Origin of the sequence: Mycobacterium sp. ST-F2 (genome assembly GCF_001905655.1) — a bacterium.
GTDB lineage: Bacteria > Actinomycetota > Actinomycetes > Mycobacteriales > Mycobacteriaceae > Mycobacterium.
Genome location: NZ_JMHT01000028.1, coordinates 20530 through 37708, shown reverse-complemented (window position 1 = coordinate 37708; position 17179 = coordinate 20530). Strand labels below are relative to the sequence as shown.

Annotated in this window: 16 protein-coding genes and 4 tRNA genes; 9 read left to right on the top strand and 11 right to left on the bottom strand. The window is 68.1% G+C overall.

All coding sequences use genetic code 11. The features are described from left to right. Positions 1-36: 36 nt before the first annotated feature. The 7 genes from EB75_RS11890 to EB75_RS11860 form a co-directional block, all read right to left on the bottom strand. A complete protein-coding gene (locus EB75_RS11890; RefSeq protein ID WP_073695596.1) occupies positions 37-1071 on the bottom strand; it encodes an NUDIX hydrolase in 1035 nt (344 codons plus the stop codon). Beyond that, positions 1072-2202 carry a glycosyltransferase family 4 protein gene (locus EB75_RS11885; protein ID WP_073695595.1) on the bottom strand — a complete coding sequence of 377 codons (1131 nt, stop codon included), beginning with the start codon at positions 2200-2202 and terminating at the stop codon, positions 1072-1074. Then, positions 2202-3155: a phosphatidylinositol mannoside acyltransferase gene (locus EB75_RS11880; RefSeq protein ID WP_073695594.1), complete on the bottom strand. Its 954-nt coding sequence runs from the start codon at positions 3153-3155 to the stop codon at positions 2202-2204. The genes EB75_RS11885 and EB75_RS11880 overlap by 1 nt, the downstream gene beginning before the upstream one ends. Continuing rightward, entirely contained in the window at positions 3152-3811 is a 660-nt protein-coding gene (gene pgsA, locus EB75_RS11875; protein ID WP_073695593.1) for a phosphatidylinositol phosphate synthase, read from the bottom strand. The genes EB75_RS11880 and pgsA overlap by 4 nt, the downstream gene beginning before the upstream one ends. Next, the gene (locus EB75_RS11870) at positions 3808-4422 is read right to left on the bottom strand and encodes an ATP adenylyltransferase (protein WP_073695609.1); all 615 of its coding nucleotides are present in this window, start codon (positions 4420-4422) and stop codon (positions 3808-3810) included. Before EB75_RS11870 ends, pgsA begins: the two co-directional genes overlap by 4 nt. A gap of 14 nt (positions 4423-4436) precedes the next feature. Continuing rightward, positions 4437-6497, bottom strand: coding sequence for a threonine--tRNA ligase (thrS, locus tag EB75_RS11865; protein ID WP_073695592.1), 2061 nt, complete (start codon positions 6495-6497; stop codon positions 4437-4439). A gap of 78 nt (positions 6498-6575) precedes the next feature. After that, positions 6576-7187, bottom strand: coding sequence for a PaaI family thioesterase (locus EB75_RS11860; RefSeq protein WP_073695591.1), 612 nt, complete (start codon positions 7185-7187; stop codon positions 6576-6578). Positions 7188-7220: 33 nt separating this feature from the next. On the opposite strand from EB75_RS11860, the gene EB75_RS11855 reads away from it, so the two are divergent. Continuing rightward, on the top strand, positions 7221-7718 hold the full coding sequence (locus EB75_RS11855) for a DUF1990 domain-containing protein (protein ID WP_073695590.1): 498 nt from the start codon (positions 7221-7223) through the stop codon (positions 7716-7718). A gap of 85 nt (positions 7719-7803) precedes the next feature. Then, positions 7804-9585 carry a serine/threonine protein kinase StpK7 gene (gene stpK7, locus EB75_RS11850; RefSeq protein ID WP_073695589.1) on the top strand — a complete coding sequence of 594 codons (1782 nt, stop codon included), beginning with the start codon at positions 7804-7806 and terminating at the stop codon, positions 9583-9585. On the opposite strand, the gene EB75_RS11845 is transcribed toward stpK7, so the two are convergent. Next, positions 9582-10346, bottom strand: coding sequence for a transporter substrate-binding domain-containing protein (locus EB75_RS11845; RefSeq protein ID WP_073695588.1), 765 nt, complete (start codon positions 10344-10346; stop codon positions 9582-9584). The genes stpK7 and EB75_RS11845 overlap by 4 nt on opposite strands. Positions 10347-10391: 45 nt before the next feature. Between EB75_RS11845 and EB75_RS11840 the strand changes: the two genes are divergently transcribed. Further along, the gene (locus tag EB75_RS11840) at positions 10392-10835 is read left to right on the top strand and encodes a hypothetical protein (RefSeq protein WP_142239561.1); all 444 of its coding nucleotides are present in this window, start codon (positions 10392-10394) and stop codon (positions 10833-10835) included. Here the strand turns inward: EB75_RS11840 and EB75_RS11835 are convergent. Next, positions 10832-11659, bottom strand: a complete 828-nt coding sequence (locus tag EB75_RS11835; protein ID WP_073695586.1) for a methyltransferase domain-containing protein — start codon at positions 11657-11659, stop codon at positions 10832-10834. The genes EB75_RS11840 and EB75_RS11835 overlap by 4 nt on opposite strands. A gap of 138 nt (positions 11660-11797) precedes the next feature. On the opposite strand from EB75_RS11835, the gene EB75_RS11830 reads away from it, so the two are divergent. Together EB75_RS11830 and EB75_RS11825 are read left to right on the top strand one after the other, a co-directional pair. Next, the gene (locus tag EB75_RS11830) at positions 11798-13195 is read left to right on the top strand and encodes an NAD(P)/FAD-dependent oxidoreductase (protein WP_073695585.1); all 1398 of its coding nucleotides are present in this window, start codon (positions 11798-11800) and stop codon (positions 13193-13195) included. A 12-nt stretch (positions 13196-13207) separates the two neighbouring features. After that, positions 13208-13780: a hypothetical protein gene (locus EB75_RS11825; RefSeq protein WP_073695584.1), complete on the top strand. Its 573-nt coding sequence runs from the start codon at positions 13208-13210 to the stop codon at positions 13778-13780. Between the two features lie 2 nt (positions 13781-13782). On the opposite strand, the gene EB75_RS11820 is transcribed toward EB75_RS11825, so the two are convergent. After that, positions 13783-15252 (bottom strand): PPE family protein, encoded by a 1470-nt coding sequence (locus tag EB75_RS11820; protein WP_073695583.1) that lies wholly within the window; start codon positions 15250-15252, stop codon positions 13783-13785. Positions 15253-15410: 158 nt separating this feature from the next. Between EB75_RS11820 and EB75_RS11815 the strand changes: the two genes are divergently transcribed. Further along, the gene (locus EB75_RS11815) at positions 15411-16115 is read left to right on the top strand and encodes a hypothetical protein (RefSeq protein ID WP_083612180.1); all 705 of its coding nucleotides are present in this window, start codon (positions 15411-15413) and stop codon (positions 16113-16115) included. A gap of 25 nt (positions 16116-16140) precedes the next feature. Here EB75_RS11815 and EB75_RS11810 read toward each other — a convergent pair. After that, a tRNA-Val gene (locus EB75_RS11810) sits at positions 16141-16215 on the bottom strand. A gap of 290 nt (positions 16216-16505) precedes the next feature. Here EB75_RS11810 and EB75_RS11805 point away from each other — a divergent pair. From EB75_RS11805 to EB75_RS11795, 3 genes are all read left to right on the top strand, one after another. Continuing rightward, positions 16506-16578 (top strand) — tRNA-Gly (locus tag EB75_RS11805). A gap of 28 nt (positions 16579-16606) precedes the next feature. Beyond that, positions 16607-16680, top strand: a tRNA-Cys gene (locus EB75_RS11800). Between the two features lie 15 nt (positions 16681-16695). Further along, positions 16696-16770: transfer RNA gene (locus EB75_RS11795), tRNA-Val, on the top strand. Positions 16771-17179: the final 409 nt, after the last annotated feature.

The window sequence follows — 17179 nt, the reverse complement described above, 5'->3', positions numbered from 1 at the left end:
GTCTAGTGGCCGGACCAAATCGGTTATCCGCGCAGGTCAGCGGATGGGCTGCGGCTCCCCGCCCGCCGTCACCGCCGGACGCGTCCCGTCGGCCAATTCGCCTGCGAGGGAAAGGTATTCACCGAGCTGCAATGGGTAGACAGTCTCACCATCTGCGGCCAGCCGGGCGATGACCGCCGCGTCACACCAGCGGTGCGCGTGGATCGACTGCCGTTCCACGGTGGTGTGGCCGGTGGTCACCGGCTCGAAGCGTGTCGTGCGGTACACGAAGAAGAATTCCTCGCTGCGGATCACAGACCCGTTGAACTCGAACACCGCCTCCCGGCGCCACACCGGGCCGGTCAAGTCGGCCGGGTCGACCTTCAGCCCGGTCTCCTCGGCGATCTCGCGGGCGGCGGCGTCCGGCAGCGACTCGTCCGGTTCGACCGCTCCCCCGACGGTGAACCACCACCGCGGCGCCATCAGCGGGTCGGCGGCCGGGTCGCTGCCGCAGAACAGCAGCACCTGCCCGTCCTGGTCCAGCAGCACGACGCGGGCCGACCGCCGTCGTCCCACCGCACCCGGCTCATGCCGCGACGCCCGCTCGACGATCTCGAAATACGTTGGCATGGCGGCGGTTCCGCCGAGATGCAGCCAGCGCACCAGCGTGCGCTCACGCAGCGCGAGGGTGTCGCGCACCGCGTCGTTGTGGAAGCGGCGGGCCAGCAGCACGCGGGCCTCGGCGTCGGCGAGCTCGGCTACCAGGGTCACCGGGATGGACGCCGGATCGACCTGCGCCAGGGCTCCCGACAGTTCGTTCTCCGCGGCCTCGCGGGCCGCGCGCGGGGCCCGTTCGGCTTCGTCCGCCAGCGCGGCCAGGCGGCGGCCCGCCGGCCGGGACCCGTATGCGTCGGCGGCGACGGCGCGGGCGACCACCGCGCGCCGGGCCAGTGCCCCGTCGAGGGCCTGCCAGGACAGGTCGTAGCGAACGTGCAGCCGGTCCAGCCGGTGCGCCGTCTGGTACGCCCACACCACGGTGATCAGGACCGTCACCGCCAGCCAGACCAGCGCGACGATCAACAGCCAGTGCATTTAGGCCTCCACCCGGACCTTCATCCCCGACCCGGCCACCGTCTCGTAGACCAGCATGATCTGCTGCGCGACCACCGACCAGTCGTAGCGGCGCACCGCCTGGGTCGCCGCGTCGGCGTAGCGGCGCCGGGCGGCATCGTCCGACAACATCTCGACCAGCGCGTCGCCCAGGGCCTCGGCGTCGTCGACCGGCACCAGCCGGCCGGCCTCCCCCTGGTTGAGCACGCGCCGGAAGGCGTCGAGGTCGCTGGCCACCACGGCGGTGCCCGCCGCCATGGCCTCGACCAGCACGATGCCGAAGCTCTCGCCGCCGGTGTTCGGGGCGCAGTAGACGTCGGCGCTGCGCATGGCCGACGCCTTCTCCTCGTCGCTCACCAGGCCGAGGAAGCGCAGATGCCCGGCGTGCTCGCCGACCGACTCCTTGAGTGCGTCCTCGTCACCACGGCCGACGATCAGCACCTCGACGTCAGGGCAGGCCGCCACCAGTTTGGGCAGCGCGCCGACGAGCACCTGCATGCCCTTGCGCGGCTCGTCGAACCGGCCTAGAAAAAGGACAGTACAGCCCGTTCTCGGGTAGCCGGGCAGCAGCGGCGCATCGTCGAACGCCGACACGTCGACGCCGTTGGGGATCTCGACGGCGTCCGAACCCAGGGCCTCCATCTGCCAGCGCCGCGCCAGGTCGGACACCGCGATGCGGCCCATGATCTTCTCGTTCCAGGGCCGCAGAATTCCCTGAAACACGTTGAGCGTCAACGATTTCGTGGTCGACGTGTGGAACGTCGCGACGATCGGGCCACTGGCCACCATCAGCGCCAGTAGCGACAGGCTGGGCGCGTTGGGCTCGTGCAGGTGCAGCACGTCGAAGTCACCTTCGACGATCCAGCGTTTGACCATGCGGCGGGTGGCCGGGCCGAACCGCAGCCGGGCGACCGACCCGTTGTACGGGATCGGCACGGCTTTTCCGCCGGAGACGACATAGTCGGGCAGATCGGCGTGCGTCTCCGCCGACGACGGTGCCAGCACGCTGACCTCGTGGCCGTAGCCGCGCATGACCTCGGCCAGTTGCAGCACGTGGGCCTGGACGCCACCCGGTACGTCGAACGAGTACGGGCACACCATGCCGATGCGCATCAGTCGTTCCCGGCCAACCGGGCCCGACGTTCCTCGGACAAGTCGGCCAACCACTGCGGCTGCAGCATGTGCCAATCGGTGGGGTGCGCGGCGATGCCCGCCTCGAAGCGTGTCGCCAAATCCTGGGTGATGGCCGCGACGTCGCCGCTGGACGTGTCGAGCGGCGACGAGACGTCGAACTGCCAGTCGTTGGGCTTGTTCCAGCAGTGCACAGTCAGCAGCGTCGCACCGGTGTTGACGGCGAGTTTGGCCGCGCCCGCGGGCATGCGGGTCGGCTCGCCGAAGAGATTGACCTGCACGCCATTTCGGGACAAATCGCGGTCAGCCATGAGGCAGACGATGCGGCCCTGCTGCAACCGCTCGGTCAGCACCTCGAACGGCGGGCGCACTCCCCCGGTCAGCGGCAGGATCTCGAATCCGAGCGACTCGCGGTACTCGACGAACCGGTTGTAGAGCGACTCGGGCTTGAGGCGTTCGGCGACCGTGGTGAATTTCCCGTACTGGTGCACCACCGAGACACCGGCCATGTCCCAGTTGCCGCTGTGCGGCACCGCCAGGATCACGCCCTTCCCACGCTCGAGGCCCTGCGCGATGTTCTCGCTCCCGACCAGGCAGTGCCGGAGCCGCTCGCCGAGGGTGCGCTGGTTCATCGACGGCAGCCGGAACGCCTCCCGCCAGTACCGGCCGTACGACGCCAGCGAGGCGCGGATGATGCGGCCCGGCGCCTTGGCGGGCCGGACGCCCAGCACCCGGGCCAGGTTCTTGCGCAACTGCTCGGGACCGCCGCCACGGGCCGCATACAGCGCACCCGCGTCAAACATGTTGCGGGCCGCGAACTCCGGCATGGTCCGGATCAGCCCCCAGCCCGCGGCGTAGCCGAGATCCTTGATCTGCTCGCCCATCGGGACGTCGAAGCCCCCGAAGGACGGAACACCGCCGGTGGGAACGCTCATGACGGCTCCTTCGTGGGCGAGCTCGACGGCAGCGGCTCATCGGCGCCCGGCGAGCGGCGCACCGAGGCGACACGCTGGCCCAGCGTGATGATGCTGGCGACGGCCAGCACCCACATCGCGATGGGCAGCGCCAACGGCAGCGGATGGATCGGCAGGTCCGAGAACCCAGCACCCACCAACACGATGATCAGCCGCTCGGGGCGTTCGATGAAGCCGCCGTCGGCGTTCAGTCCACTGGCCTCGGCCCGGGCCTTGATGTACGAGATCACCTGCGAGGTGACCAGGCAGATGAGTGTGGCGATGGCCAGCGGCTTGTCGTGCATCTCGAACGCGATCCACCACAACAGGCCGCAGAACACCGCGCCGTCGCCGATGCGGTCGCATGTCGCGTCGAGCACCGCCCCGAGTCGCGTGCCGTAGCCGCGTTCGCGGGCCATGGCGCCGTCGAGCATGTCGGCCAGCACGAAGAACCAGACCACGAGGGCGCCGTACCAGAGGTGCCCCGTCGGGAACAGCGTCAGCGCGCCGACAACCGACGCGGTGGTACCGATGACGGTGACGCTGTCCGGCGTCAGACCGATGCGCAGTGCTCCCCGGGCCAGCGGGCGGCTCAACTTCGTGTAGGCCGCCCGGGTCATCAGGTAGAAGTCGCTCACGGGGCGTCCTCAGCCATTCCCGTCGCTGCGCTCGCCCCGGCCCTGTCCTGCACCGCCCATTCGTCGGCCAGCAGCTTGCGGGTGTCGCGCAGCAGTTGCGGGATCACCTTGGTGCCGCCGATGACGGTGATGAAGTTGGCGTCGCCGCCCCAGCGCGGCACGACGTGCATGTGCAGGTGGTCGGCCAGCGAGCCGCCGGCTGACGTACCCAGGTTGAGCCCGACGTTGAACGCGTGCGGGTTCGAGATGGCCTTCATCACCCGAATCGCCTTCTGGGTGAACGCCATCAGCTCGCCGCTCTCGGCCTCGGTGAGGTCTTCGAGCTCGGACACCTTGCGGTAGGGCACCACCATGAGGTGCCCCGGGTTGTACGGGTACAGGTTGAGCACCGCATAGACCTGCTCGCCGCGCGCGACGATCAGGCCCTCCTCGTCGGACATCGTGGGAATGTCGATGAAAGGCTGCTTCGAGCCCGCGGACGTGCCCTCGCCACCCTTCATCGGAGCGTCGACGATGTAGCTCATCCGGTGCGGCGTCCACAGCCGCTGCAGATAGTCGACGTCGCCAACACCCCGGTCCACTATGGCGTCTCCGCCGCCGGGGTCCACCATGCTCCGATCCTCGGTCACGCCTGCGCGCCCCGCGCTTCGTTCACCAATTCGGCTGTCGGGACAGCGTTTTCGCGGCGGCCGATCCATCCGGTGATGATGTCGATGGCCTCGGCCAGCGGCACCCCGTTGATCTGGGTGCGGTCACCGAACCGGAAGGAAATCGCCGATGACTCCACGTCACGGTCCCCCGCCAGCAACATGAACGGCACCTTCTGGTTGGTGTGGTTGACGATCTTCTTCGCCATCCGGTCGTCGCTGCTGTCGACCTCGACCCGGACGCCGCGCGACTTCAATTGGGCTGCAACGTCATACAGGTAGTCCAGGTGCGGATCGGCGACCGGGATGCCGACCACCTGGACAGGGGCCAGCCAGGCCGGGAACGCGCCGGCATAATGCTCGGTGAGCACGCCGAAGAACCGCTCGATGGACCCGAACAGGGCGCGGTGGATCAGCACCGGGCGCTGACGGCTGCCGTCGGCCGCGGTGTACTCCAGCTCGAACCGGTCAGGCATGTTGAAATCCAGCTGGATGGTCGACATCTGCCAGCTGCGGCCCAGCGCATCCTTGACCTGCACCGAGATCTTGGGGCCGTAGAAGGCCGCGCCGCCCGGGTCCGGCACCAGATCCAGGCCGGAGGCCTCGGCGACCTCGCGCAGTGTCTCGGTGGCCTCGTCCCACAGCTCGTCGGAGCCGACATACTTGTCCGGGTCCTTGGTCGACAGCTCCAGGAAGTAGTCGTCCAGGCCGTAGTCGCTCAGCAGGTCCAGCACGAACTGCAGCAGCGTCGTCAGCTCGTCGCGCATCTGCTCACGGGTGACGTAGATGTGCGCGTCGTCCTGCGTCATGCCGCGCACCCGGGTCAGGCCGTGGACGACGCCGGACTTCTCGTAGCGGTACACGCTGCCGAACTCGAAGAGCCGCAGCGGCAGCTCGCGGTACGACCGCCCCCGCGACCGGAAGATCAGGTGGTGCATGGGGCAGTTCATGGGCTTGAGGTAGTAGTTCTGCCCCGGCTTGCGCAGCGTGCCGTCCTCATTGAACTCCGCGTCGATGTGCATGGGCGGGTACATGCCGTCGGCGTACCACTCCAGGTGCCCGGAGGTGACGTACAGCTGCTCTTTGGTGATGTGCGGGGTGTTGACGAACTCGTAGCCGGCCTCTTGGTGCTTGCGCCGCGAGTAGTCCTCCAGCTCACGCCGGATGATGCCGCCCTTGGGATGGAACACCGGCAGGCCCGAACCCAGCTCGTCGGGGAAGCTGAACAGGTCCAGCTCGACGCCCAGCTTGCGGTGGTCGCGGCGCAGCGCCTCCTCGATCAGTTCGAGGTGCTTGTCCAGCGCCTCCTGCGACTCCCAGGCGGTGCCGTAGACACGCTGCAGGCTGGCGTTCTTCTGGTCGCCGCGCCAGTACGCCGCGCTGCTGCGGGTGAGCTTGAACGCCGGGATGTGCTTGGTGGTCGGGATGTGCGGGCCACGGCACAGGTCACCCCAAATCCGTTCGCGGGTGCGGGGATTGAGGTTGTCGTAAGCCGTCAGCTCGTCGCCGCCGACCTCCATGATGTCGGCGTCACCGGACTTGTCGTCGACCAGTTCGAGCTTGTACGGCTCCTTGGCCAGCTCCTCGCGGGCCTGCTCCTTGGACGCGTACACGCGGCGGTCGAACAACTGACCGTCCTTGACGATCTTCTGCATGCGCTTCTCGAGCTTGGCCAGATCCTCCGGCGTGAACGGCTCGGCGACGTCGAAGTCGTAGTAGAAGCCGTCGGTGATCGGCGGGCCGATGCCGAGCTTGGCCTCCGGGAAGAGGTCCTGCACGGCCTGGGCCAGCACGTGGGCACACGAGTGGCGGATGACGCTGCGGCCGTCTTCGGTGTTCGCGGCCACCGGGATGACCTCGACATCGACGTCCGGGATCCACGACAGGTCGCGCAGCCGGCCGTCGGCGTCCTTGACCACGACGATGGCGTCGACCTCGCCACGCTGCGGCAGCCCGGCCTCGCGGACCGCGGCGCCGGCGGTAGTCCCGGCAGCGACCCGGATCGGGGCTGCTGGTGCGGGGCTGGCGACGGCGGTCATCGAGACACTCCTAATGGTTAGGTGACGATCGCGACCATGCTATCGGCACCGGTCATCGCGTCGCGGCGCAGCGCCACCTCAGGGCTGACCCGGCTTGAGCTTCACGAAGAGGGCTTCGGCGTCAGCGAGGACGGTGTCACCGTCCAGCAGCGCGCCCGTGATGAAGATCTTGCGGCCCTCGACGCGCTCCAAAGTGGCGGTGGCTTGCAGATCCCGCTCGACCGGGACGATCTGCCGGTAATTGATGTGCAGATAGGCGGTGCGCTGGAATGGGCTGTCGGTGAGCCGGTAGGCGGCGTGCCCCAGCACCGAGTCGAACAGCAGCCCGATGGCCCCGCCGTGCGCTGCTCCGTTGCGACCCAGATGGAAGCGGCGGAACCGGACCGGACCGGCAATACGGCCGTCGTCGGTGACCTTCAGATCCGACGGCACGTTGAGGATGTTGCCGCGGTTGGGCAGGTCGAGGCGCCGGCCCGACGGCGAGTGCCACTCGTCGGCGCGGTACGGCGCCAGTAGGGCGTTGGCCTTCTCGATCAGGTTGGCAGCCTCGGTGATGACGTCGTCGGGTGCGTCGGCGCCGCGGGCGTTGTCGCCGGCCATGCGGACGGACTCGACGAACCGGCCGTAGTCCGGGCCGCCGTGGGCGGTGGGTTCGGGCGGGTTGAATCCGCCGCCTGCATGCTTGTCCACCTGTTTCTCTTATCACGGTGGCAAGGTGGCCTCATGCGACTGACCGACCTGGCGGGACTGGCATTTACCTACCCCGACGTGGGAGCCACCGCCGGTGAGCTGCCGAGCGACTATCACCACGTGCGGGCGTCGGCCCAGATCGGGACCGGCCGAGCGCGATTCGACGCAGCCGCCGACGCGCTGCTGCGCTGGGGCATGCAGCGGGGTGTCGGGATGAAGGTGGAGGCGACCACCGTGACCGCGGCACCGGGAACCGACATGCTGGGCCGCCTCGGGCCCCTGCGGGTGCCGTGCCGCGTGGTGTACGTCGTCGACGAGCCCGACCGCCGCGGGTTCGCGTACGGGACGCTGCCCGGCCATCCGGAGTCCGGCGAGGAGCTGTTCTTCGTACGCCACGATCCGACGACCGATGCGGTCTACGCCGAGATCAGTGCATTCTCGCGGCCGGCCAATTGGTGGAGCCGGCTGGGTTCGCCCGTCGCGCGGGCGGCACAGCGGGTGATCACCCAGCGCTATCTGCGCGCGGTCTGAACAATGCAGCGGTTTCATTCGCGCCGACACCGCTGACCACGTGTTGTAGCTTTCACACGAAACTGACACGGCCAAGGAGTGCTGGGTGGAGCCGACACGATTCGGGCACTACGAGCTGCGCGAACTGATAGGCCGCGGCGGCATGGGCGAGGTGTACATCGCCTTCGACACCAACACCCAGCGGACCGTCGCGCTCAAGGTGCTGCCGCCGCATCTCGCGAAGGACCCCGTGTTCCAGGAACGGTTCAAGCGTGAGTCCCAGGCCGCGGCCGGCCTGAACGAGCCGCACGTCGTCCCCATTCACGGTTTCGGCGAGATCGACGGCCAGCTCTACCTGGACATGCGACTCATCGAGGGCCGTACCCTCGCCGAAATTCTGGCGGACACCGAGCACCGTCCGAGCCCCGAGTTCTCCGTCGGGATCATCGAGCAGATCGCCGCGGCCCTGGACGCCGCGCACGCAACCGGGCTGATCCACCGGGACATCAAACCCTCGAACATTCTGGTGACCGACCACGACTTCGCCTACCTCATCGACTTCGGCCTCGCCCGCACCGCCGGCGAGCACGGATTGACCACGGCGGGAAGCACTCTGGGCACCCTGGCGTACATGGCGCCCGAGCGGTTCGAGGGCGGCCAGGCCGACCCGCGCTCGGACATCTACGCGCTGAGCTGCGTGCTGTACGAATGCCTCACAGGCAAGCGCCCCTATCCGGCCGACAGCCTCGAGCACCAGATCGCCGGGCACGTCAGCGCGCCGGCGCCGAAGCCGTCGGACACCGACCCGCGGCTCGCCGCCTTCGACGAGGTGATCGCCGAAGGCATGGCCAAGAAACCCGGCAAGCGCTACCAGCACGCCGGCGAGCTCGCTGCCGCCGCCCGCGCCGCACTGACGGCGCAGATCCGCCTCTCGGGGCGGACAGGCACCCGCGCCGGCTCACGATCGGGATCAGGGCGCCACGCCGTACAGACAGCCGAACCGAAGCGCCGCACCCGGCGGATCATCGTCGCGGTCGGCGCCGTGGTCGTGCTGGCCGCCGGCGCCGCGACCGCCTGGCTCTACTGGTCGCGGCAGTACCAGGTCGGGCCGTCGGGATCCGTCCCATCGATCGCCGACAAACTGCCCGCGGACATCAAGGATTCGGGCCGACTCGTGGTGGGCGTCAACATTCCTTATGCGCCAAACGAATTCAAGGGGCCCGACGGCAAGTTCACGGGCTTCGACGTCGACCTGATGACCGCGGTGAGCCGGGTACTGGGACTCGAACCAGAGTTCAAGGAGATCGGCATCTCCAAGATCGTGGCCTCGGTCCGCGACGGCATCATCTCCGTCGGCGCTTCGTCGACCACCGACACGAAACAGCGCGAGAAGTCGGCCGACTTCGTGACGTACTTCAAGGCCGGCGTCCTGTGGGCGCGGCGGGCCGGATCGAGTGTGGACCCCAATGCCGCGTGCGGATTGCGCGTCGGCGTGCACCTCGGCTCTGTCGAGCAGACCGACCACCTGCCGGGCCGCAGCGCGGCGTGCGTCGCGGCCGGGGTGGCGCCCATCGAGATCGTGCCCATCGCCGGACAGGACGGCGTCACGGCGGCACTGCTGGCCGGCACCGTCGACGCGATGGCGGCCGACTCCCCCGTCACCGGCTACGCGATCAAGCTCAGCGGCGGCAAGCTCGAAGCGGCAGGCGGGATCGTCGACCCGCAGCCGTACGGGTGGCCCGTGCCGAAAGGCTCGTCGCTCGCCTCCGCGCTACAGGCGGCGCTGAACCACCTGATGAAAACCGGCGAGTACCGGCAGATCGCCACCAAATGGGGTGTGGAGATGGGCGTCATCGACAAACCGGTGATCAACGGCGCGCTGCGTTAGGGCGCACCCAGCCACTTACGACTGACGGCCGCATAACCACCATTGCCGCGAATGGTGCTGAACCACTGGTTGATTCGCTGCTGCAGGGCCGCCCCGCCCTTGGCCACGAGGTAGGCCTTCTGCGCGACGGTGAACGGCTGGTCGGTCGACACCCCGCACAGCTGCGGGTGTTGCGTTACCTGCCAACGGATTTCGCTGCCATCGGTGATCATGACGTCGGCCTTGCCCTCGATGACCTGATCGAAAATGGTGTTGTTGTCGGGATATCCGACGATCGTCGCGTGATGCAGGTTGGCCCGGTCGAACTGTTCGTTGGTGCCACCGGGATTGACCACCACCCGCACTCCCCCGCGGTCGATATCGGCCAGCGACCGGTATTTCGCGGCGTCGGCACAACGGATGACAGCCGCCTTGCCGTCGCGCAGATACGGGTCGGAGAACAGCGCTTTGGCGGCGCGGTCCGGGGTGACGGTGATGCCGCCGACCGCGAGCTCGCATTTGTGGCCGAGGTCGGCCATCAGCGTCGGCCAGGTGGTCGGCACGAGTTGCAGTTCCGCGCCGGACTCCCGGGCGAAATCCCGGACCAGGTCGATGTCCATGCCGCTCCACTGGCCGTCGGCGTCGCGGTAGGTGAACGGGCGGTAATCGCCGGTACTGCACACCTTCAATACCTGGCCCGGGGATGTCGACGGTGGCGGGCTGCACGCCGCAGCCAGGCCGACGACCGCCGCGATCGCGCTGCTGATCACTGTGCGCCTCATTCCGCCAGGCTCTCACGCGGCCGCGGACTCACCTACGCTGGCTGTATGCGTCGAGTAGCGGCACTGGCGGTGGCAGGCGCGCTGCTCAGTGCCTGCACACAGACGGTGCCGGGCGAAGCGGGCGCACCGGCGGAGCTCTCCTGGCAGCGGCCCATCACCGATTCGGTGGCGAACCTGGGCGGCATGCTCGGCACGGTGGGAGATTCGATGACAGCCCATGACTTCGTCGCCATGTCGAGGGACTGCGCGAAACTGCAAGGGACGCTGGACAGTCTGGGCAAGAACCTGCCGACACCCGACGAGGACGTGAACGAGTCGTTGCGCGACAGCATCGACAACTTCCGCTCGTTCGCGCGGGTCTGCATGATGATGACGCCCGGAACCGCGGATGCCGCGCTCGACCAGCTGAGCGGCTATCTGGACCGCGGCGACACTTCCATGCGAAAGGCCTTGCAGCAGATGGGGATCGAGATGCCGGCCGCCCGCTAGCCTGTCGGTTTCGACGCGAGCAGGGCTACCGCCACCAGGCTCGCGCGGTGCCGGGTATACGAGGCCCGCAACCGGCGGACGCGCCGGCGCGCGGCCGGACGCACCGCCAGCCGAGCCATGAAACACAGTGCACCCCAAGCACCTTCGTCGACGAACTGGCGCCGCCGCGCCAACGGCGACGCCGGGGCTGTCCGCACCCGCTCGACCGTCAGCCCCGCCGCCGTCAGCAGCTGCTTCCACGCGGCCGGCGACATCGGCTGAACCTTGGTCAGTGCGGCTCCGGCCAGCCCGCCCGAGATGTCCGCGGCCTCGGCCGCATCGTCGGGCGACATGGCCAGCTCGTGCACGGCGTAACGGCCGCCGGGGCGCAGCAACCGCACGGCCTCGGCAACGATCGCTTGCTTGGATTCCGCGCTGTGCATCGTCAGCAGCGCCTCCCCGGCCACCACGTCGGCACAGGCGTCGGGCAGGCCGGTGTGGGCGGCATCGCCGACTTTCACCGGTCCCTGTCCGGCCACCAGAGCGGCAGCCTCTGCCGCATCAGCGTCCAGCTCCACCGCCAGATAGGAGCGTGGGCCGCAGCCGAGAATCTCGGCCGCGGTACGCCCCATGCCCGGCGCGAATTCGACGACGTCGGCATCGCTGACGGCCGCGTCAGCCAATAGCCTCCGCGTCAAACGGATACCGCCGGGTCGCAGTACGCGTTTTCCGAGCCGGGCCAGAAGCCAGTGCCCGGGGACGGTCTCGTCGGCGCGATCCGCCATCGGCGGCTCCGGCTGGAGCGGGTGCGGTGGCGCGTAATTGCCGTAGTGCCAGTGGGTCATTGCTATTGCGATTCCCACTCAGCCGGCACGCAAACGCGCCCCGCGGGCGGCGTCCCGCACGGTTGCCGCCCATAGTTGGACAACTCCACGTATGTTTGCCCTGTCGTTCGGTCCTCACGTTGTGCCCGAAGGAGCAACATGACCCTCGCGTCCCCGCGTCACCGCGTCGTCGTCATCGGATCGGGTTTCGGTGGCCTCCAGGCCGCCAAGGCCCTCAAACGCGCCGATGTCGACATCACCCTGATCTCGCGCACGACAACGCACCTGTTCCAGCCGCTGCTGTACCAGGTCGCCACCGGCATCCTGTCGGAAGGCGAGATCGCGCCCACGACGCGGCTGGTCCTGCGCAAGCAGAAGAACGTCACCGTCCGCCTCGGCGAGGTCGAACACATCGACCTGAAGGCACAGACCGTCACCTCCAAGCTCATGGCGCAGGAGACCGTCACGCCGTTCGACAGCCTGATCGTCGCCGCGGGCGCCCAGCAGTCGTACTTCGGCAACGACCACTTCGCGACGTTCGCGCCGGGCATGAAGACGATCGACGACGCCCTCGAGCTGCGCGGCCGCATCCTCGGCGCGTTCGAAGCCGCCGAGGTGGTCACCGACCCCGCCGAGCGGGAACGCCGGCTGACGTTCGTCGTCGTCGGCGCCGGGCCCACCGGCGTCGAGCTGGCCGGGCAGATCGCCGAGCTGGCCGAACGCACGCTCGCCGGGGCGTTCCGGAGCATCAAGCCACAGGACTGCCGGGTGATCCTGCTGGACGCCGCACCCGCGGTGCTGCCGCCCATGGGCGCCAAGCTCGGCGCCAAGGCGCAGAAGCGCCTGGAGAAGCTCGGGGTCGAGATCCAGCTCAACGCGATGGTCAGCGACGTCGACTACAAGGGCATCACCGTCAAGGACAAGGACGGTACCGAGCGCCGCATCGACTGTGCGTGCAAGGTGTGGTCGGCCGGCGTGCAGGCGAGCCCGCTGGGCAAGCTCATCGCCGAGCAGTCCGACGGCACCCAGACCGACCGGGCCGGCCGCGTCATGGTCGAGCCGGACCTGACGGTCAAAGGCCACCCGAACGTGTTCGTCATCGGCGACCTGATGGCCGTCCAAGGCGTGCCGGGTATGGCGCAGGGAGCCATCCAGGGCGCCGCCTATGCCGCGGACATCATCAAGCGATCCCTGGCCGGCCACGACGACCCGGCGAACCGTGAGCCCTTCAAGTACTGGGACAAGGGCAGCATGGCCACCGTGTCGCGGTTCGACGCCGTCGCGCAGGTTCCGGTTCCGGGGTTCAAGAAGAAGCTCGAGTTCGCGGGCCCGCTGGCGTGGCTGTCGTGGCTGGTGCTGCACCTGGTCTATCTGGTCGGTTACAAGAACCGGGTGACGACACTGTTCACCTGGTTCGTCACCTTCCTGGGCCGAGGGCGGGCACAGATGGCGATCACCAGTCAGATGATCTACGCGCGGACCTCGATGCAGATGCTGCAGAACCAGCTCAACGCGTTGGCCGCGGCCGACAAGGTCGAGAAGAACGAGTCCGCCTAGCGGTAGCCGAGCGTGGAAATCCACTGGAACAACGGCCATACAGACCGGCTGCGGGCCGTCCGGGTCGGCTGGGACGGTACCGAGGTCGGTGCGCCGTGCTTCCCTCCGGACTGGGAACCCGAACCCGACGACCTGCACCTGCTGCGGATCGCCGCCGCGCACGGCACGTGCGCGGCCGGCACATATCCATACCGGCGCCCGTCAGCCGATCACGAATACTCACCGTTCGTCGCGGATCTGACCGGCGAGACGGACTTCGAGTTCACCGACCAACACCGGACCCTGCTGGCGCAGATGAGCTGGGAACTGTCGGACCCCTACGGCGACGAGGACATCCCGGGCGCCGACCCCAAACGGCCGTACGGCGATTTCACCTTCTACCAGATCGAGATGGCACTGGCGCTGGGACTGATCCCGGCGCAGAAGCCGCCCGACCACGACCCGATGACCCCGGAGATCGTGCACGCCATGACGGCGATGCATTTCCAGATGCAGCCGGCACTGCAAATCTTCCTGCAGCACTTCGACATTCCTGAAGGTCGTGCCTTCCGGGGCGAGGATTGGGGCGGCTGGCAGTCGGCCTGACCTCAGCCGGCCTCGTCGGGGTTCCAGGTGCTCGGCAACATCGGCGCCCGCGCCCCGTCGTTGAAGTCGTCACGGGCCAACGTCGTCAGTCCCGCTGCGGACGCACCTGCCCCGGACACCGCTCCGGCGAACCCGATGGGGCCGGCGCCGCTGGCGGACGCCTGCGTGCCGGCGGGTTCGGCCTCGAGGTCCATGTACTCGACAGCGTCACCTTCCTGCTTGCTCCGGTCGCGGCGGCGACGCGCCCGCCGGGCCGCCGCCGTCGCGGCCGACGATGCCTCGGCCGTCGTGGACGCCCGAGCCGACGCACCGGCAGCAACGCGGGCCTGCCGTTGAAGCCACGCGCTCGCGCCGATGCCCGACCCGTCGCCCACCGCGTAGGGGAAGCCCGGGTCGCCCATCGGTGGCGGTGTGGGAGCCGGCGACGACACGGTGCCGGGGGCGGTCGATGCGGGCGCACTTGCCGGAGAAGACGCCGACGCCGGGGCCGCCGACGACGATGCCGGGCTGGGGGCAGAGGGCGCCGCGGCAAGCGGGGTCGACGGCTCAGACGACGCCGGACCCGCGTCCGCGCCGATCGCCTCCGGGGAAACCTGGACGCCCGCCAGCCCCGCGAACCCGGCAACCCAGCCGAGGTTGGCGATCGCCAACCCCAATGCGGGCTGAATCAGCGCGGGAGCGAACTGACCGAGCACCGATGCCAGCTGGGCGGCGTGGAAGGTGACGTCCGCCATCACCAACGGCAGGTTGGTCGCCAGCGCGGCCGGATCGTAAAGCAAGTTGTTCCACAGCAGTTCGATGTGCTCACCCATCTCGGCGCCCACTTCGAACCACCACTCCAGCTGGGTCGGGTCCAGATCGCCGTGGTCCGGGTGACCGTCACCGTCGTGGTCGTGGTCGTGGTCGTGGTCATGATCGTGGTCATGGTCGTCTTCCGCCACGATCGACGGCGCCGGGGTCGAGTGCGGCGCCGCCGTCATCGCCACGTCGGAAGCGGCTTCGTAGGTCGCCATTGCGGTAGCGGCTTGCACCCACATGCGCACGTAGTCGGCCTCGGTGACCGCGATGGGAATGGTGTTGATACCAAAGAAATTCGTGGCCAGCAGCGCGCCATGTGTGGCGTGGTTGGCGGCCAGTTCGGCAAGCGTCGGCATCATGGCCAGCGCCGCGCTGTAGGCGCCCGCGATGGCCTCATGCTGGGCTGCGCGGGCCGTGCTTTCCAGGTCGCTCTGGGTCAGCCACTCCAGGTATGGGACGTGCGCGGCCACATAGCTCTCCGCAGTCGGGCCCTGCCACGCCCCCGCGTGGGTGGCGGCCAGGATTGCGCGCAGCTCCTCGGCCACCGCCGCGTAGGTCGCGCCCAGTGACGACCATTCGGCTGCGGCCGCCAGCAGTGGGCCGGGGCCGGGGCCGCTGCTGAGCAAGGCCGAATGCACCTCTGGCGGCGACGCCATCCACACCGGCACTGCCATCCCGCATTCCCTCCGGCCACTAACGAAAATGAAAACTGTTTTCATTAACTTATCAGCCTGCTGCCGCGGCGCAAGAAAATGCGTTGCCGATCCGGCGGCGGCTCGGGAAGATGCGACATATCCGGACCATGCGTCGCACACCGTCCAGGGAGTTTCCCGTGCCCGATTTCGCCCCGGTCATCACCGACTATTGGTCCGCCGCATTCAGCGGAAAGTTGTTGCACCGCAACGGATACCTGACGATCACCGTCAGTCCCGGTCTCGACGACGACGAACGCGTCAGCGTCCTACGCGGCGCCGATGACGGCCGCGTCGCCATCGCCGTCAGCCCGGCCATCGCGGACTCGTTGGCCAAAGACATTGCCGCACTCGACAATCCGACGGAGACCGACGTCCGGGCAGCACTTGCCGGCCAGGGCGTCGCCCTCAGCCACTCCGACAATGTGTTTTATCTCACGGACTCCGCGGCCGACGACATCCTCGGCGACCCCGGCCCGCCCAACGTCCGCCAACTCACCGAGGCCGATGCCGGCGTTACCGCGTCGTTCAAAGCGGCTGCGCCCGAAGAGAACTGGGCGGTGTTCGGCGCGTTCGACGAACACGCGCGCCTGGTCGGCATCGGCAGTATGTCCCCGTGGGACGACGAGTTTCCCATTGCCGATGTCGATGTGCGCACTACCGGCTCCGCGCGGGGCCGCAGGCAGGCAAAGACGTTGGTGCGTGCGATGTTTCGCCACGCCCTCACCGAAGGATACGAGCCGCAGTACCGGTGCCCGCCGGACGATGCCGCATCGATGAAGCTGGCCGCGAGTCTGGATTTACAGCTGTTCGGCAGCTGGGAGACCGTCAAAATCCGACGATGACCGATTGCCACCGCGTGGATTTGTGTGGTGGTCCCGACTGGGATCGAACCAGTGACCTTCCGCGTGTGAGGCGGACGCTCTCCCCCTGAGCTACGAGACCGGGGAATCTCACCGACCGGATCGGTGCGACGACAGACACTAACACGTCCCGCGACCCGAACGGGAATCGCGCCCCGCCGGTACCCGACCGCCCGCACCCCGCCCGCCCGAACCGACCACCGCACCGCCTCAGGAGTCACGGGACGTAACCCCTGAAACATCGGCCATGGCTCGGTCAGCTCCCCGAACCGGCCTGTTTACCAGCGGTTTTCACGCGATTTGTGTCTGCTCGCATTCGTGCACTAATGTCTTGCATCGCAACGGACGAACAAAGTTCAACCGGAGCGAAACGCGGATGTAGCGCAGTTGGTAGCGCATCACCTTGCCAAGGTGAGGGTCGCGGGTTCGAATCCCGTCATCCGCTCGAAGGTGCGAATGGCATCAGCCCCAGTGGTGGAGTGGCCGAGTGGTGAGGCAACGGCCTGCAAAGCCGTGCACACGGGTTCGATTCCCGTCTCCACCTCCAAAAGTTTTCAACCCGGCGCGATTAGCTCAGCGGGAGAGCGCTTCCCTGACACGGAAGAGGTCACTGGTTCAATCCCAGTATCGCGCACCAAGCATCACAGCAGTTCAGGCCCGGTTTTCGAACCGGGCCTTTTCTGTTATTTGCACGACGATCACCTGGATAGTAGCGGCGGATCGCGTTAGTCGATGGCGTTGGTCGATGTGCAGGGCCAATGCCCCTGACCAGGGTTGGTCGTCACTACTGAGCGTGGCCGAGAACAGTGTCGGCCCAGATAGCTCGGGAGGTTCGGGAAGCGGGGTATGCAACCCGCCGCGTTCCAATACGCCCGCGGTGGTCATCACCGCGACTAGATTCGGATGGCATGGCCACCTCACGTATTCACCAGCCACTGGTTCACCAGCCAGGGGCACCGTGAGCGTTGAGAATTCTCCTCCTTGGTCAAAGAACCAGCTACGCAAGCTTGGGGACGCACTTGTCCACCGGTGTACGCCGCCCGCAG

Coding starts and splice junctions, on each gene's coding strand:
- EB75_RS11890 (WP_073695596.1), bottom strand. CDS start 1,071: ATGCACTGGCTGTTGATCGTCGCGCTGGTCTGGCTGGCGGTGACGGTC.
- EB75_RS11870 (WP_073695609.1), bottom strand. CDS start 4,422: ATGGTGGACCCCGGCGGCGGAGACGCCATAGTGGACCGGGGTGTTGGC.
- EB75_RS11845 (WP_073695588.1), bottom strand. CDS start 10,346: ATGAGGCGCACAGTGATCAGCAGCGCGATCGCGGCGGTCGTCGGCCTG.
- EB75_RS11885 (WP_073695595.1), bottom strand. CDS start 2,202: ATGCGCATCGGCATGGTGTGCCCGTACTCGTTCGACGTACCGGGTGGC.
- EB75_RS11880 (WP_073695594.1), bottom strand. CDS start 3,155: ATGAGCGTTCCCACCGGCGGTGTTCCGTCCTTCGGGGGCTTCGACGTC.
- thrS (WP_073695592.1), bottom strand. CDS start 6,497: ATGACCGCCGTCGCCAGCCCCGCACCAGCAGCCCCGATCCGGGTCGCT.
- EB75_RS11835 (WP_073695586.1), bottom strand. CDS start 11,659: ATGACCCACTGGCACTACGGCAATTACGCGCCACCGCACCCGCTCCAG.
- EB75_RS11840 (WP_142239561.1), top strand. CDS start 10,392: ATGCGTCGAGTAGCGGCACTGGCGGTGGCAGGCGCGCTGCTCAGTGCC.
- EB75_RS11830 (WP_073695585.1), top strand. CDS start 11,798: ATGACCCTCGCGTCCCCGCGTCACCGCGTCGTCGTCATCGGATCGGGT.
- EB75_RS11820 (WP_073695583.1), bottom strand. CDS start 15,252: ATGGCAGTGCCGGTGTGGATGGCGTCGCCGCCAGAGGTGCATTCGGCC.
- EB75_RS11855 (WP_073695590.1), top strand. CDS start 7,221: ATGCGACTGACCGACCTGGCGGGACTGGCATTTACCTACCCCGACGTG.